15 protein-coding genes are annotated in these 15248 nt (G+C 37.6%); 4 read left to right on the top strand and 11 right to left on the bottom strand.

Translation table 11 applies throughout. From position 1 onward, the window contains the following. Positions 1 to 5: 5 nt before the first annotated feature. The 8 genes from era to rpoE form a co-directional block, all read right to left on the bottom strand. A complete protein-coding gene (gene era / locus RI844_RS18510) occupies positions 6 to 944 on the bottom strand; it encodes a GTPase Era (RefSeq protein ID WP_348396121.1) in 939 nt (312 codons plus the stop codon). After that, a complete protein-coding gene (gene rnc / locus RI844_RS18505) occupies positions 934 to 1617 on the bottom strand; it encodes a ribonuclease III (protein ID WP_348396120.1) in 684 nt (227 codons plus the stop codon). The genes era and rnc overlap by 11 nt, the downstream gene beginning before the upstream one ends. Beyond that, positions 1618 to 2538, bottom strand: a complete 921-nt coding sequence (gene lepB / locus RI844_RS18500; RefSeq protein ID WP_348396119.1) for a signal peptidase I — start codon at positions 2536 to 2538, stop codon at positions 1618 to 1620. It abuts the gene before it with no gap. Between the two features lie 9 nt (positions 2539 to 2547). Further along, positions 2548 to 4338 carry a translation elongation factor 4 gene (gene lepA / locus RI844_RS18495; protein WP_348396118.1) on the bottom strand — a complete coding sequence of 597 codons (1791 nt, stop codon included), beginning with the start codon at positions 4336 to 4338 and terminating at the stop codon, positions 2548 to 2550. Between the two features lie 150 nt (positions 4339 to 4488). Next, positions 4489 to 4962 carry a SoxR reducing system RseC family protein gene (locus RI844_RS18490; RefSeq protein WP_348396117.1) on the bottom strand — a complete coding sequence of 158 codons (474 nt, stop codon included), beginning with the start codon at positions 4960 to 4962 and terminating at the stop codon, positions 4489 to 4491. A gap of 24 nt (positions 4963 to 4986) precedes the next feature. Continuing rightward, positions 4987 to 5994: a MucB/RseB C-terminal domain-containing protein gene (locus tag RI844_RS18485; RefSeq protein ID WP_348396116.1), complete on the bottom strand. Its 1008-nt coding sequence runs from the start codon at positions 5992 to 5994 to the stop codon at positions 4987 to 4989. Between the two features lie 5 nt (positions 5995 to 5999). Next, entirely contained in the window at positions 6000 to 6590 is a 591-nt protein-coding gene (locus tag RI844_RS18480) for a sigma-E factor negative regulatory protein (protein ID WP_348396115.1), read from the bottom strand. A gap of 60 nt (positions 6591 to 6650) precedes the next feature. Further along, on the bottom strand, positions 6651 to 7229 hold the full coding sequence (gene rpoE, locus RI844_RS18475) for an RNA polymerase sigma factor RpoE (protein ID WP_348396114.1): 579 nt from the start codon (positions 7227 to 7229) through the stop codon (positions 6651 to 6653). Positions 7230 to 7485: 256 nt separating this feature from the next. Here rpoE and nadB point away from each other — a divergent pair, with 256 nt between their 5' ends. Then, a complete protein-coding gene (nadB, locus tag RI844_RS18470; protein ID WP_348396113.1) occupies positions 7486 to 9102 on the top strand; it encodes an L-aspartate oxidase in 1617 nt (538 codons plus the stop codon). Positions 9103 to 9567: 465 nt separating this feature from the next. Here the strand turns inward: nadB and RI844_RS18465 are convergent, their stop codons facing one another. Further along, a complete protein-coding gene (locus RI844_RS18465) occupies positions 9568 to 9819 on the bottom strand; it encodes an FAD assembly factor SdhE (RefSeq protein WP_348388548.1) in 252 nt (83 codons plus the stop codon). Positions 9820 to 9977: 158 nt separating this feature from the next. Between RI844_RS18465 and ygfZ the strand changes: the two genes are divergently transcribed. After that, the gene (ygfZ, locus tag RI844_RS18460) at positions 9978 to 10970 is read left to right on the top strand and encodes a tRNA-modifying protein YgfZ (protein WP_348396112.1); all 993 of its coding nucleotides are present in this window, start codon (positions 9978 to 9980) and stop codon (positions 10968 to 10970) included. 32 nt (positions 10971 to 11002) lie between these two features. Then, the gene (locus RI844_RS18455; protein WP_348396111.1) at positions 11003 to 11491 is read left to right on the top strand and encodes an FKBP-type peptidyl-prolyl cis-trans isomerase; all 489 of its coding nucleotides are present in this window, start codon (positions 11003 to 11005) and stop codon (positions 11489 to 11491) included. A gap of 299 nt (positions 11492 to 11790) precedes the next feature. Here the strand turns inward: RI844_RS18455 and RI844_RS18450 are convergent, their stop codons facing one another. Continuing rightward, positions 11791 to 13047, bottom strand: coding sequence for a leucine-rich repeat domain-containing protein (locus tag RI844_RS18450; RefSeq protein WP_348396110.1), 1257 nt, complete (start codon positions 13045 to 13047; stop codon positions 11791 to 11793). Between the two features lie 197 nt (positions 13048 to 13244). Further along, positions 13245 to 13874 carry a M23 family metallopeptidase gene (locus RI844_RS18445; RefSeq protein ID WP_348396109.1) on the bottom strand — a complete coding sequence of 210 codons (630 nt, stop codon included), beginning with the start codon at positions 13872 to 13874 and terminating at the stop codon, positions 13245 to 13247. A gap of 309 nt (positions 13875 to 14183) precedes the next feature. On the opposite strand from RI844_RS18445, the gene RI844_RS18440 reads away from it, so the two are divergent. After that, positions 14184 to 15227, top strand: a complete 1044-nt coding sequence (locus tag RI844_RS18440) for a PQQ-dependent sugar dehydrogenase (RefSeq protein WP_348396108.1) — start codon at positions 14184 to 14186, stop codon at positions 15225 to 15227. Positions 15228 to 15248 lie beyond the last annotated feature (21 nt).

Raw genomic sequence — 15248 nt, 5'->3', positions numbered from 1 at the left:
AACTGCTAGCCAGAATAGTCATCACCATAACCTAAACTACGCAATGCTCGTTCGTCATCTGCCCAGCCTGATTTAACTTTAACCCAGGTCTCTAAAAACACTTGTCGTTCAAATAACGCTTCCATATCTTTACGTGCTTCACGGCCAATAACTTTTAGTTTTTCGCCTTTATTACCTATCACCATGCGCTTTTGTGAATTTCGCTCAACAAGGATCAAGGCATTGATATGTAAAATACCTTTTTGATCCGATTTGAACTGCTCTATTTCAACAGTTGTGGAGTATGGTAATTCATCGCCGGTAAAACGAATAAGTTTTTCACGTACAATTTCTGATGCCATAAAACGCGAAGAGCGATCAGTAATGTGATCTTCAGGAAACCAAAAGTCTCCTCCAGGTAATGAAGATAAACATAGCTCACGAATTTTATCTACCTTGTCACCTTTAACTGCGCTAATAGGTACAATATCTTGAAAGTCATGCATAGCAGCTATTTTTTGTAGGTGCGGTAAAAGCTCTTCTTTGTCTTGCACGTTATCAATTTTGTTGACCGCCAAAATTGTTGGGCGACCAGATTGTTTTATTTTACTTAACACCAAGTCATCATCTTCTGTCCATTTTGTACCTTCAACCAAAAAGATAATGAGCTCAACTTCGGCAATAGAGCTGCTTGCTGCACGATTCATTAAACGGTTAATCGCACGTTTTTCTTCCGTATGAAGCCCTGGAGTATCAACTAAAACAGCTTGACGAGTCCCTTCGGTTAAAATACCTAAAATACGATGACGCGTGGTTTGCGGTTTACGTGAAGTAATACTTATTTTTTGGCCTAACAAGGCATTTAGTAATGTAGATTTTCCAACATTGGGACGGCCTACTAACGCAACCAAGCCGCAATGATTATCACTTTGGCTATCATTTAAAAAATCATCTTTATTTAACATTGAGTAGCTCCAACGCCTGTTGTGCGGCCGCTTGTTCAGCTTTTCTGCGCGACGTACCTTTACTAATAATAGCCTCAGCTACTGTTTCTATCACACAGCTAATGGTAAATTGCTGATTATGTGATTGGCCAGTTGTTGCTATTACTTCATAAAGCGGAAGTGGTAACTTACGCCCTTGCAGGTATTCTTGTAAGCGAGTTTTTGGATCTTTTTGGCTTTGCCCAGGATTTATTTTTTCTAAGCGCTCAGTAAACCAAGTTAATACTAATGCTCTACAGGTTGGTAAGTCTGAATCTAAAAATACTGCCCCAAGAATTGCTTCAATAGCATCTTCTAAAATTGAATCACGGCGAAACCCACCACTTTTCAATTCTCCCGGCCCGAGTATTAAATAATCACCTAAATCAAAGGCTCTGCCAATTTCAGCAAGAGTGACTCCCCTAACCAAAGTGGACCGCATACGAGTAAGTTCACCTTCGCTTGCTGCTGGAAATTTTTCGAATAAAACTCGAGCTATTACATAACCAAGAATAGAGTCACCGAGAAATTCCAAACGTTCGTTATTTTCACCTTTGGCACTACGATGAGTTAATGCTTGAACAAGTAACTGATCATTATTAAATTGATAGCCAAGCCTGCCTTGCAAGCGATTTAAGTGCAATGGTTTAGCCAATTAATTAATTCCACCTATACGTGATAAACGAACGCCTGAAGGAACCCAAGTTGGGATAAAGTCTTCTTGTTTACGTTCAAAGTCAAAACTCATCCAAATTGCGACAGCTTCACCGACAAGGTTTTCTTCAGGAACAAATCCCCAAAAACGGCCATCGGTACTGTTATCACGATTATCACCCATCACTAAATAGCCCCCTTCAGGTACTAACCATTCACCTTTTTTCAGGCCTGGCTGATTGAAATAGCGATGATTTTGCGGATAGGTATTATTGTTCACCAGAATTTCATGAGTTTTGTTTGGCATTGCCGATTCATATCGAGTTAATGGCATGCCCTGTTGTTGATATTCACCGGTTTGTTTAAACGTAGTTAACACTTGTTCCATTTTAGGACATGCAACTGTGGTATCTGTACATTTTTGCTGAATAAAAAGAGATTTATTGCGGTAAATAATTCTATCGCCAGGTAAACCAACAACACGTTTGATGTAATCAATTTCAGGTTGTAGTGGGTATTTAAACACAACTACATCACCACGTTCAGGTGCACCTATATCAATAAATTTATTGCGAGCAACAGGTTCACGCAGACCATAATTAAACTTGTTAACTAAAATAAAATCGCCATCGAGCAACGTTGGCATCATCGAACCTGATGGTATTTGAAATGGTTCGTAAATAAATGAACGTAAAATTAAGACAAAAGCAATAACAGGAAATACTTGTACCGATGTGTCAATCCAAGCATTTGGCGTGGTAATTTTCTCGATAGCAACGTCATCTAGAGGCTGCGCACATTGTTCTTGAGTTGCCAGCAAATTCAACTGTCGTTTAGGCGCATAAATGAATTTATCTAAAAAATACACTACGCCAGTTACAATTGTGATAATGACTAAAAATAATGAAAAATACATCGCCATAATTTATATTTACTTCCCTAGTTTTAAAACAGCTAAAAACGCTTCTTGTGGTACTTCAACATTACCAACTTGTTTCATCCGTTTTTTACCTTCTTTTTGCTTCTGTAATAATTTTTTCTTACGTGAAATATCGCCACCATAACATTTTGCAATTACGTTTTTACGTAACTGCTTAACTGTTGTACGGGCGATCACGTTATTACCGATGGCAGCTTGAATAGCCACATCAAACATTTGACGGTGAATAAGCTCTTTTAATTTTTCAACTAATTGGCGGCCACGTGATACTGAATTGGTACGGTGAGTTATCATTGCTAATGCATCAACTCTGTCGCCATTAATCAGCACATCGCAGCGAACCATATCTGATGCTTCAAAACGGACAAAGCTATAATCAAGTGAGGCATAACCACGACTGGTAGACTTTAATTTATCAAAGAAATCCATTACCACTTCAGCCATAGGTAGTTCGTATTTAACCGCGACTTGCTTACCATGATAGGTTAACGATTTTTGTACGCCACGTTTTTCAATACACAGTGTAATTACATTACCTAAATGCTCTTGTGGCACCAATATATTGGCTTCAACTATTGGCTCTCTAATTTCTTCTATTTCGTTTACCGCTGGCAATTCGCCAGGATTATCAATACTAACAACTTTGCCATTAGTACATAAAACTTCATAGTTAACTGTTGGTGCAGTAGCAATAAGATCAAGATCATATTCACGAGCTAATCGCTCCTGGATAATTTCCATATGCAGCATGCCTAAGAAACCAACACGGAAACCAAAACCTAATGCACCTGAGCTTTCTGGTTCAAAAAATAGTGACGCATCATTTAAGCTTAACTTATTTAACGCATCACGGAAGTTTTCAAAATCATCTGAACTGATTGGGAATATTCCGGCATAAACCTGTGGTTTTACCTTTTCAAATCCAGGTAGTTGTTCGCTAGCAGCATCTTTTGTTAGCGTTAAAGTATCACCAACTGGTGCGCCGTGAATTTCTTTAATGCCAGCAATGATAAAACCAACTTCACCTGTTTTTAAAACGCCAGTATCAGTTTGCTTAGGCGTAAATATACCTACTTTATCGATAATATGACTTTGCCCGGTAGACATAACAGTCATTTTATCGCCTTTTTTAATTTCACCGTGCATCACCCGTACCAGTGACACAACACCTTGGTAATTATCAAACCATGAGTCAATAATTAGCGCTTGTAATTTATCATCTTTATTACCAATTGGTGGTGGTACATTGGCTACAATGCTTTCAAGTACTTCTTCAATACCAATGCCGGTTTTGGCAGAACATTGCACAGCGTCAGTCGCATCAATACCAATAATATCTTCAATTTCTTCGGCTACTCTGTCAGGATCAGCTTGCGGTAAGTCAATTTTATTTAAAATTGGCACAACCTCTAAATCCATTTCGATAGCGGTATAACAATTTGCTAGTGTCTGCGCTTCTACACCTTGGCCAGCATCTACAACAAGCAATGCCCCTTCACAGGCAGCTAAAGAGCGTGATACTTCATAAGAGAAATCTACGTGCCCTGGAGTATCGATAAAGTTTAATTGATATGTTTCACCATCTCTGGCTTTATAATCTAACGTTACGCTTTGTGCTTTAATCGTGATACCACGTTCACGTTCAATATCCATAGAGTCAAGAACTTGAGCTTCCATTTCGCGGGCTTGCAAGCCACCACAATGTTGGATTAAACGGTCCGATAAGGTTGATTTACCATGATCGATGTGGGCAATAATTGAAAAATTTCGAATGTGCTTCATAAAGAGCTTAAATACTGATAATTAAATTTAAATAATAATGCCGTGATTTTAGCTAATTTCCGCGAGTGTCGCTATCTTTAGTTGCCTTTTTAAACATAATTCATCGTTAAAACCGTTAAATAATGTTTCAAACATTTAAATTATTAAACTTTAGACTGGTTTGGAAGTGATAACATCACTGCATTTACGCAGCAATTTAGGTTGTAAGTTAGATTGGACTTGTTGCTTCGCTTGTAAGACTTTAGCGGTTAAGTGCCCTAAGTAACCACCTAAAACAGCAAAAACTAAAGCAAGTAATTCATGCATTTGTTGTTGCTCAACTAAAATAAACTGCCCTATTGCAGCAAACACAATCATCGCGAACAATGGCAACATGTAAACCTGTAGCGCACTACTAATAACACTTTTTTCAGATAAACCAATGACAACTTCGTCGCCTAATTTTAACTGAGCAGTAGTATTTTCAAAGCGAGTAGTCAGTGCTTTATGGGGAATAGCTTTGGCAATTTGGCCACTGCCACAATCATCTTGTTGATTGCAGCTATGGCAGGTAGATTTTATCACGCTTTTAACAATAACTTGGTTGCCTTCTATCGCAACCACAGTGGCAGTTTCTTCGATCATATAAATGCTCAGGTTAATGTTATATCAGTTAAAGCTAATCGATTGAGCAATACTTGCAGCAGTTTTAGCAGGTACTTGCCCCACTACAGTTATTTCATAGCCTTCTCGTAAACTTGATAATAACACAGTTGCACCGGTTTGATTCACGGTAACTTGCCTTGGCGGATCATCGCTGGCAATAACGTATACTGATACATCAACCAGACCATCATTAAACATTAACGACTCTACTTGACCTTCAACCTTTTGTATTAATCGCTTACTGGTTTTTACCAATTCGAACCCGTCTGGTAACCAGTTAACTTGCCAAGGAAGTTTAATATCGCTGGCATTCAACATATGCGGTTCAGGAAGTTTAGCACTAGTAATTTGGGTTAAAATATCATTCGACTGCTTGGTTATCATTAAATGAGTAAATTGAATTTGTTCTAATAACTCACCTTGACGAGAGATCACTGCAGCTTTTAATAACAAGCCGCTTTCAATGTCTAACCAAAGCCAGTAACCAAATCGTTGCTTGTCTTTACTTTCTAACCGCACTAATTGTGCTGGCCTGCCCAAAATTCGGCTTTTACCAACGCCAATAAAATCGTAAGTTAATTGTAATTTTTCGATGTTACCGAATAATGCAGTAGGAATAGGCCCACTAATGCTGTTATTGTTAACTGAGTAAGGTGAATGATCAGATTCAAAATAGCTGACAGTATTATTAATTCTAATCGCTTCTTTACGAGGCCCATTTAATAAGGTTATAAGTTCCAGTTCTTGATTATTTTCAATACCATGTAACCAACGATAAGGCTCGGCTCTATTATTTCTAACAACCACAAAAGACGTATCGAAATTTAACGTCTTCATTGAGTGTGATAATCGTTGTAACCATTGTAAGGCGGTGGGCGCCTTAATCGTTTCTGACGACTCAGAATCTAATTCAGTTTGGGGGGTATTTGTGGCTAAGGCAGGCTCTGCCTCTTGCGATAAAACAGGCGTTGAAATCAACGCCAGCAGAAATAAAGTGCTAAATATTTTCATTAATTCTATTCAGGTTGGGTTTCAACTAATTCTTCAGCGCTTTCTTGTGCAACTTTTGATTGCAATTTAATTTGCATATTATGATCAGCTAGTAAGGCTTGTAAACGTTGATGACGATCGATTGTTGACTGTTTTTGAGTCGGTAAACTTTGGGTTGAATAGTTATAGCTTACCGGATTAGCAACGCCGCCCATAGGCAATGGTTGCCATACTTGCGTAGGAACAACTTGCCCCTCTTCAGCAACGTTAGCTTGTTGTACACCGAGAACCATAAGCCCAGCTGCAGATGCAGCAATAGCAAATTGCCCTACCGGTCTAGATAATTGAATAACTTTGGCTTTTACCCGCTGAGTAATTGTTGGACGTGCAACCGGTGCTAATACGGTGGCCTCTGCAGCTATTGCAACAGCAATATTTTCACTTAACTCGCGGTCGATAAAGTCGCTACTGTCACCACGCATAATATCACCAATTAAATGATATCGGCTCCAAGTGTCACTCAGTTTGTCATCATGCGATACTTCATCTAATAATGTTTGTTCGACATTATCGTTATCAAGTAACGCAGATAGTGATTCAAACTTATTTTCATTCATATATAGTACTCATTGATAGCGCTGTTATACATTAACCTAAACTTACTAAAGATGGGTAACCTACTTTTGTAATAAAGGTTTTATTTTTTTATCTACCGCATCTCGAGCTCGAAATATTCGAGAACGAACGGTACCTACCGGGCAATCCATTACGTTAGCTATTTCTTCATAGCTTAAACCATCCAACTCTCGCAAATTAATTGCTGTGCGCAATTCTTCAGGCAGTTGTTCTATGGTTTTAAAAATTAACTGACGAATTTCATCGGTTAACAATAATTTTTCTGGTGATGCATTTTCTCGTAATGCGTCGCCACTATCATAAAATTCGGCTTCTTCAACATCTATGTCACTTCCTGGCGGCTTTCTCGAACCGGCCATTAAATGGTTTTTTGCTGTATTTACCGCAATTCGGTATAGCCAAGTATAAAATGCACTCTCACCACGAAAGTTTCCTAACGCTCGATACGCTTTAATAAACGCTTCTTGAGTCACATCGGCTACATCCGCCTGGTTTTTTACATAGCGCGATACCAGATTCATTACCTTTTGCTGGTACTTCTTTACTAACAGGTTAAACGCATTTTTGTCGCCATTTTGTACCTGTTGAACCAACATTTGGTCTACATTCTGTTCGCTCATCTGAGCCGTTACTCCTAAAAAACCAAATACTATTTGGTTAAAAACTTATCTCAATGTTTGTTCCAGCTCAGGCAAACACATCAATTAGGACTGAGTGTTTTCGAAAAAGTTCGCATAAAGATGAAAAAAAACTAAAAAAACAGCAAATTTGTTGAATTATTCATCATTAAGCTATTATTTCAGCCTATTTTTGCCAATTCCCTTTAAAGTAAGTTAAAATTCAATCTTTAACAAGACCAACACAAAAAACCAATCTATGAATCAACAACATAACTGTGACGTTCTGATCATTGGCAGTGGTGCTGCCGGTTTAACTTTAGCATTAAAACTTGCTGCCAATGCAGATGTTATTCTGTTAAGTAAAGGCCCTATTAATGAAGGTTCTACCTATTATGCCCAAGGTGGTATCGCCGCAGTATTTGATGAAAATGATTCTATAGATTCACATGTGTCTGATACCTTAATTGCAGGAAACGGCATTTGTGATGAAGATGTAGTGCGTTTTACTGCACAAAGTGCAAAAGAGTCAATGCAATGGTTGATTTCTCAAGGTGTTGATTTTGACCAAGAACAAGATAGCAATGGTGATACTCATTATCACTTAACTCGTGAGGGCGGTCATAGCCATCGCAGAATTCTACATGCTGCCGATGCTACCGGAAAGTCAGTTCAGTTAACCTTAGCTGAAAAAGTAAAACGCCACTCTAGAATAAGAATATTTGAACGATCGAATGCGGTTGATCTGATTAATAATGACGTTAACGGTGAATCAGTGTGTATTGGCGCCTATATATGGAACCGAAACAGTGAAAAAGTGGAATCTATTCACGCCCAAAAAACTATTTTAGCAACCGGTGGTGCCAGTAAAGTTTATCAATATACTTCAAATCCTGACATTGCCAGTGGTGATGGTATCGCTATGGCATGGCGCGCAGGGTGTCGTGTTGCGAATATGGAATTTAATCAATTTCATCCAACTTGTTTATTTCACCCCAAAGCAGGAACATTCTTGATTACCGAAGCATTGCGCGGCGAAGGGGCAATATTGAGACGCCCTGATGGCAGCAGGTTCATGCCTGAGTTTGACGAACGTGCGGAGCTTGCGCCTCGTGATGTGGTTGCCAGAGCAATAGATTTTGAAATGAAACGCCTTGGCGCCGACTGTATGTTTTTAGACATAAGCCATAAAGAGAAAGACTTTATCAAAGACCACTTTCCTACTATTTTTGAAAAAACCAGTAAGCTTGGTTTTGATATGACGCAAGAACCTTTACCAGTAGTACCCGCTGCACACTATACCTGTGGTGGAGTTATGATAAACAAACATGGTCAAACAGATGTTAATAATTTATACGCTATAGGTGAGGTTTCTTATACAGGTTTACATGGCGCGAATAGAATGGCCAGCAATTCATTATTAGAATGTATCGTTTTTGCCCGAGCAGCTGCTAGTCATATTAAAGAGCATCTTGTTAGCAAGCAAAAAATAAAGCGCATACCAGCCTGGGATGAAAGCCGAGTAGCAAATTCTGATGAAGAAGTAGTTATCCAACACAATTGGCATGAACTGCGCCTGTTTATGTGGGACTATGTCGGCATTGTTCGTACTACCAAACGATTAGAAAGAGCACTTTCCAGAGTTAAACTGCTACAGGCTGAAATACAAGAATATTATCGCCATTTTAGAGTAAGTAATAACTTACTTGAATTACGTAATTTGGTACAGGTAGCCGAACTAATGATACTTTGCGCAATGAAACGCAAAGAAAGCCGCGGCTTGCATTACACTCTGGATTATCCTGAACAGCTTGACAATTCAGGCCCTACAATTCTGAAGCCGTCTCTAAAAGCAAATAAACGGCCCCCGTTGTAAATAGTGATTGTTAACAATCGATTTTCTGCCTAACGATTGTACCGCTGTACTATTCGGCACAATCGGCGGTAGTCTTTATTATTTAATTCATCTTTGAATATAAACCTGTATAGCGGTTTACTTGTTTCTTGCGGGGCTAACATTTGGGGCTTTATTTCGGTTAACTTCAATGCACAACCAAAGCTGTATACAAGACTACCTTTTGCTAAACTATAATGTTTGTCTGCTGCTAGGGTTAATAAGCCATTATCACTAATAACAAAGGCATTTATAGCAAAGATGTTTAACGGTAAGTGTCTATATAAAATGAACGCATAAAGCGCAGCCGCCGCCGAGCATAAAAAATTAGTATTATGACTTAGATGTAAACCAAAGTGGCTTAAAATTATAAAGGAAACAATGAATATAAGCCCCGCTAGGTAATACGGGACTTGTTTTATTTTGGCAGAATTTCGTAAGGTAAAATTATACTTTGACTCGGTTGAGTATAATTTGCACCATTGCATTGAGGGCTTCATCCTTGCATTCCTCGTGACCCATAAACCAAGCAAACAACTCAGGATCATCACATTCGAGTAAACGATCAAAGTCTTGTTTTTGTTGTTTAGTCAAATCATCCCATGCTTCTTCAACAAACGGCATAAATAATACATCTAGCTCTAACATGCCACGACGGCACGCCCAACGTAATCTAGGTTTATTTTCGGATAACGACATTTTCAATCCAACATTTAAATAAGGAATTATTTGATGCGCTATTGTAGCTTTTCAAAAACCTGCTGACTAGCCACAAATTATGTTAAATTTGCTGTTATTGCTTGAATTTAAGCACTACAATCCTTATTTATATACTAATTAAACAATAGTAGAACCTTATGAATCTTCAAACTTCTCTTCCAAATATTGAACAACTACCAGAAAGCTTTGCCGTTATTGTTGATAACATCAGTGCCATATCAGTTACGGGTGATGAAGCAGATAAATACTTACAAGGTCAACTGACATGTGATGTAGCGCAATTAGCTAATAATAAGTTACTGGTTGGTGGACATTGTGATGCTAAAGGTAAAATGTTTTCCGCATTTCGATTAATTAATCATGCAGATCGCCGTCTGCTCATTCAAAGCAAAGGTTCATTAGCGAGCTCAATGAAAGAGCTGCAAAAATTTGGTGTCTTTGCCAAAGTAGATATAAGCGAAGCTAATGACTTGAGCTATCTCGCGTTAACGGGCAGCAAAGGTGTGGAATTTATACAAAACAACTTTAACGCCGTACCAGACTCTTTTACACCAGTAATAACTCATAATGAAGTATCTGTTATTTATGTGTGCGGAACCACAAATCGCTACTTGGTAGTTGCGCCAACAGCTAGTATTAACAAACTGGCTGAGTCATTAACAATAGACATTTTTCCAAGTACCTTGTGGACGCTAACAGAGATTCAATCCGGTTTTGTTCATATGAACGAAAGCTCTGTCAGTGAATACGTACCGCAAATGTTAAACCTACAATTTGTTAATGGCATAAGCTTTAGCAAAGGTTGCTACCTTGGCCAAGAAACCGTAGCACGGATGAAGTATTTAGGGCGTAATAAAAAAGCATTATTTATCCTTAAAAGTGAAGGTGAAGCCAAATGGCAAGAAGAAGCAGGGATCAATGACGGCTCAATTTTAGAAAAACAAATGGGTGAAAACTGGCGTAAAGGTGGCGACATTATTAGCCACTATGAGGCCGATGACGGCACTATTTATATTCAAGCTGTACTTGCTAATGATACAGAGCAAGGTGCAAACTTACGCTTAAAACACCACAATGGCATTAAATTTAACTTAATGACATTACCTTATTCAGTACTTGAACAATCTTAGAAATTAATACTTAAACATAGTCAGGAAAATTTATGAAAATAGCGAACAATAAAGTTGTAGTTATGCATTACGCAGTAATGGACAGCGAAGAAACATTAATCGACAGCTCTCACGACTCAAAGCCTCTAGCTTTTATCCAAGGCGCTGGTTTTTTAATTCCTGGTTTAGAAACAGAATTAAACGACAAAGCAGCAGGCGATAAATTTGTTGTTGATGTAGATGCAGAAAATGCATACGGTAAACGCCATGATGAGTACGTTCAAACAGTACCAAAATCATTATTCCAAGGCATCGAAGACTTAGATGTTGGCATGCAGTTACGTGCTCAAACTGATGACGGTGAACAAACCGTTATTGTGATTGGTATGGAAGATGACGAAATCACCGTCGATGGTAATCATCCTCTTGCCGGTATCGATTTAAAATTTGATGTTGAAATATTAGAAGTACGTGACGCAACAGAAGAAGAGATTGCTCATGGCCATGTACACGCTGAAGGCGGCTGTGGTCACGACCACTAATTACTGTTAGCAATTACCTCAATTTAAAGTAAGCCCTAAATATAAAGATTATATTCAGGGCTTTTTAGTATCATTGTGAGACATTCTTAGAATTAAAAAAAAGCGTCGTCATTCCATCATGTTGTTGGATTGAATCTCCTCCAGTTTTGAAGTGCCTAAAATAGGCTGGTTTGTGCCATTAACAGAGATAGAAAAAATACACCGTCATTCCCGCGAAGGCGGGAATCCATGATTTCGGCTGCTTTGTGCCATAAGCAGACTTATAATGGCCGACAGTGGGAGTTCAATATTTAATTATTTTATAATGAACAATTTTGTTCATCATAATAAAACAACAATTGATGAAACTGTTCTTTAATGGCTACTATGTCACTACAAGGAATAGAAGGGTTGTTCTTTATATTTAATTCATTTAATTGAGAATTAAAGCTAACATCAATTGAAACTAGTTGATTGTTTTCTACATTAATAAGCCCTATTTTTTGATTGTTAGTAGTTACTATATTCGTTAGTAGATTATTACTGATGTCAATTCCTTCCAAATTGATATTATATTGTATATCAATCTCAGTTAATTGGTTTTGTGATAAGCTAAGCCCTTGAATATCAACATTTTGACTTAAATCTATGTCACTTAAATTATTATTACTCAATCCCAGTATACTTAATTTTTTATTATTGCTTATATCTATGGTAAAAATATTATTATTATTGAGATGTAAACCGCCTAAATTTTGATTTTCACTTATATCTAATGATTCAATTTTATTATTACTTAGACCAAGATTCCTTAGTTTGTAATTATTACTAGTATCTAATATCGTCAGATTATTATGGTTGATAAAAAACTCTTCTAAACTAGTATTTTGAGTAATATTTATTGTATTCAACTGATTAAACGTTAAATTAAGCCTCCATAAAAGAGGGGAATGTGTTAAGTCTATGTGCTGAATTTTATTGTTTCTTAGATCTAAGGTTTCTAATTTCGAGTTATTGGAAAAAGAAATACTTGTTATGATATTTCCTCCACCTGAAACGCCTCTTAGCAACGTATTATTGTTTAGGTCTAGATTAGCAATTTGATTGTCACTAAAATATAGAGAGGTGAGCTGACTATTATCAGTAAGGTCTAATGTTGAGATTTTGTTATTTGATATATCAAGTATCATCAAGTTCTCTTGCTGACTAAGATCTATAGTTCTTAAGAGGTTATTTGAAAGATCTAAATTTATAATCTGACGATTTTCACTTAGATCTATAGAAGTAAGTCCCGAGTCTTCAATAGCAACAAGTTTGAGGTTGGTTAAATAATGTAACCCTTTAATGCCATCTAAATGATCACATTCAATTTTTTCGATCTCATCAGCATATTCCCAAGGGTCATCATCACTATGCCGAGAATACCCAATGCATCTCTTCAATGACTCATCCATATCTAAATCTGCTATCTTTAAACGTTCCTTAGAAGAGTTACCTCCGCCGCAAGCAGTAATAAAAATAAAGCCAAGTAGTGCAAAAAGCTTTAATGGGGATGTCGTTTGAACTCGAATAGTCATGGGATTGAATATAGTTTAAGTGGTGCTTTAAGTAAAATTAAAGTATCCCCATTAAACGAACTAATTTAGGGCATAAAGCGGCTGTTTTTCGCTCAAACCTGTCGGTGAGCTTTTGATTACATTACATAAATTCACTGAACGGTGCAAATGTACCATGAGTGATAGGTTATTAACGCGTCAATAGCTTGTTAGGCAACCTACATTGCGGTGTAAATTATCCCTTGCATAAGTATTTTGTCATTTGGATTAGCATTTTTAAAAGATATTGGAATCGTAGAGCATGAACCGATAACATCATTTTTAAAACAACCTTCATTTGTTTCTATAACATGAAAATGTAAATGAGGAATTGACTCCATCCCTGTGTCACCGCTATAGCCAATTACATCCCCTTGGTTTATCACTTCTCCTAATTCAACAGTTACACCACTGTTTGTGAGATGAATGTAAAAAGCAAATGTCCCATCTTTGTGAGCTATTGCAATGTAATTGAAATCACTTTCTTTATTATTACTATCAAAAAAGCGATCTTCTATTGCGGCAACTTGACCTGAGCGAGCAGCATGGATAGGAGTACCAACATCCATTACAAAGTCAAAAGCAAATTCACTTTTGTACTCTACAGAGTGCGTATGGAATGTACAATTTCCTTGGCGCAATTCATAACTTTCACCTACACCAAAAGGTAGATTGTATTTTGATTGCTCTGGTTCTACAAATCGTTCTGAGTTTTGTGCTAAACAACTTTTATCAATTTTTGCAGTAGTTGAGTTACATGATATGAGAACAAATAAACTAAGTACGAGTATTAAAAATTTATAATTCATATGCATCCTTGCCATAGTTTTAATAAGTGGAAAAATTCCGTTATTCAACGACTAGTTATCGCTCTTTGTTGCCCTTAGGCTCTACTTAAATTACGTTATTTCCCCTGCCAATACAAACGTATAAAAGAGATGAACCAATTTAACTTGAGTTTAGTTTTCAATCACGACGGAATTGACTATTATGATCAAGGTTTAATATATAAATATAGAAATACAATGTCACTGATACGAAAAGCTCTTTTACCTTTAATCGCTTGCATTGCATTTACTCCATTTTGGACAAACTCTTTTGATAAGGGTGAAATACAAATGAGTAAATCAAGCCAAAAGTTTAATGCACAGTTATACATCGAAGATTCTGGGATACCTTGGGGAATGGCTTGGTTACCAAATGGCGACTTGTTAATTACTATGCGCAGTGGTGAGTTAAAAGTAGTGAAGCAAGGAAAGCTCAAAGCCGATAAAATTTCCGGCTTACCAGATATCGAAGCAGGCGGACAAGGTGGTTTGCTTGATATAGTTTTACACCCTGAATATGTCAATAATGGCTGGATTTATATTTCTTATGCCAAAGCTGACGGTAAAGGAAGTAAGAGCACCGCCATCATGCGCGCTAAATTAAAAGGTATGGCGTTAACAGAGCAAGAAGATATATATATTGCTGACGCTTATAGCGATAAAGGTGTTCACTTTGGCAGTCGGTTAGCATTTGATAACCAAGGCTATTTATATTTCTCAATTGGTGACAGAGGGCAAAGAGATGTTAATCCACAGGATATTAATCGTGATGCAGGTAAAGTATATCGATTGCATGCGGATGGCCGCATTCCTGCTGACAACCCATTCATTAAGAATAGTCTTTCTAAAAAAGCTATTTACTCCTATGGTCACCGAAACCCTCAAGGTATGGCAAAGCATCCCGTCACAGGTGAAATCTGGACTCATGAACACGGACCCCGTGGCGGCGATGAAGTTAATATCATCGGCAAAAGTAAAAATTATGGTTGGCCAGAAATTAGCTACGGTATTAATTACTCAGGTACATCATTCACCGACTTAACCAAAAAGGAAGGCATGGAACAACCGTTGTGGTACTGGGATCCATCAATAGCGCCATCAGGTATGGCGTTTGTTACCAGTGATAAATATCCTCAATGGCAGGGGAATGTACTTATAGGCTCATTGAAGTTTGGTTATGTGGTCATGTTAACTTTGGATGGCAATAACGTTGTCAAAGAAGAGATAGTTAAAGATAAGCTTACTCGTGTTAGGAATATTAAACAGGGTCCAGATGGTTACATTTACGTTGCTGTTGATGGGCAGGGAATTTATAAGTTAGTACCTGAAACGTAATCTCCTTGATAAGGGAAATCT

Source organism: Thalassotalea fonticola (assembly GCF_032911225.1).
GTDB lineage: Bacteria > Pseudomonadota > Gammaproteobacteria > Enterobacterales > Alteromonadaceae > Thalassotalea_A > Thalassotalea_A fonticola.
This window is presented reverse-complemented; position numbering and strand designations above follow the sequence as displayed.

What these genes read in the sequence shown, in the direction of transcription:
- RI844_RS18450 (WP_348396110.1), bottom strand. Translation starts at nt 13,047, where the DNA reads ATGACTATTCGAGTTCAAACGACATCCCCATTAAAGCTTTTTGCACTA.
- rpoE (WP_348396114.1), bottom strand. Translation starts at nt 7,229, where the DNA reads ATGAGCGAACAGAATGTAGACCAAATGTTGGTTCAACAGGTACAAAAT.
- nadB (WP_348396113.1), top strand. Translation starts at nt 7,486, where the DNA reads ATGAATCAACAACATAACTGTGACGTTCTGATCATTGGCAGTGGTGCT.
- era (WP_348396121.1), bottom strand. Translation starts at nt 944, where the DNA reads ATGTTAAATAAAGATGATTTTTTAAATGATAGCCAAAGTGATAATCAT.
- RI844_RS18485 (WP_348396116.1), bottom strand. Translation starts at nt 5,994, where the DNA reads ATGAAAATATTTAGCACTTTATTTCTGCTGGCGTTGATTTCAACGCCT.
- RI844_RS18445 (WP_348396109.1), bottom strand. Translation starts at nt 13,874, where the DNA reads ATGAATTATAAATTTTTAATACTCGTACTTAGTTTATTTGTTCTCATA.
- ygfZ (WP_348396112.1), top strand. Translation starts at nt 9,978, where the DNA reads ATGAATCTTCAAACTTCTCTTCCAAATATTGAACAACTACCAGAAAGC.
- RI844_RS18440 (WP_348396108.1), top strand. Translation starts at nt 14,184, where the DNA reads ATGAGTAAATCAAGCCAAAAGTTTAATGCACAGTTATACATCGAAGAT.
- RI844_RS18480 (WP_348396115.1), bottom strand. Translation starts at nt 6,590, where the DNA reads ATGAATGAAAATAAGTTTGAATCACTATCTGCGTTACTTGATAACGAT.
- RI844_RS18490 (WP_348396117.1), bottom strand. Translation starts at nt 4,962, where the DNA reads ATGATCGAAGAAACTGCCACTGTGGTTGCGATAGAAGGCAACCAAGTT.
- RI844_RS18465 (WP_348388548.1), bottom strand. Translation starts at nt 9,819, where the DNA reads ATGTCGTTATCCGAAAATAAACCTAGATTACGTTGGGCGTGCCGTCGT.
- RI844_RS18455 (WP_348396111.1), top strand. Translation starts at nt 11,003, where the DNA reads ATGAAAATAGCGAACAATAAAGTTGTAGTTATGCATTACGCAGTAATG.
- lepA (WP_348396118.1), bottom strand. Translation starts at nt 4,338, where the DNA reads ATGAAGCACATTCGAAATTTTTCAATTATTGCCCACATCGATCATGGT.
- lepB (WP_348396119.1), bottom strand. Translation starts at nt 2,538, where the DNA reads ATGGCGATGTATTTTTCATTATTTTTAGTCATTATCACAATTGTAACT.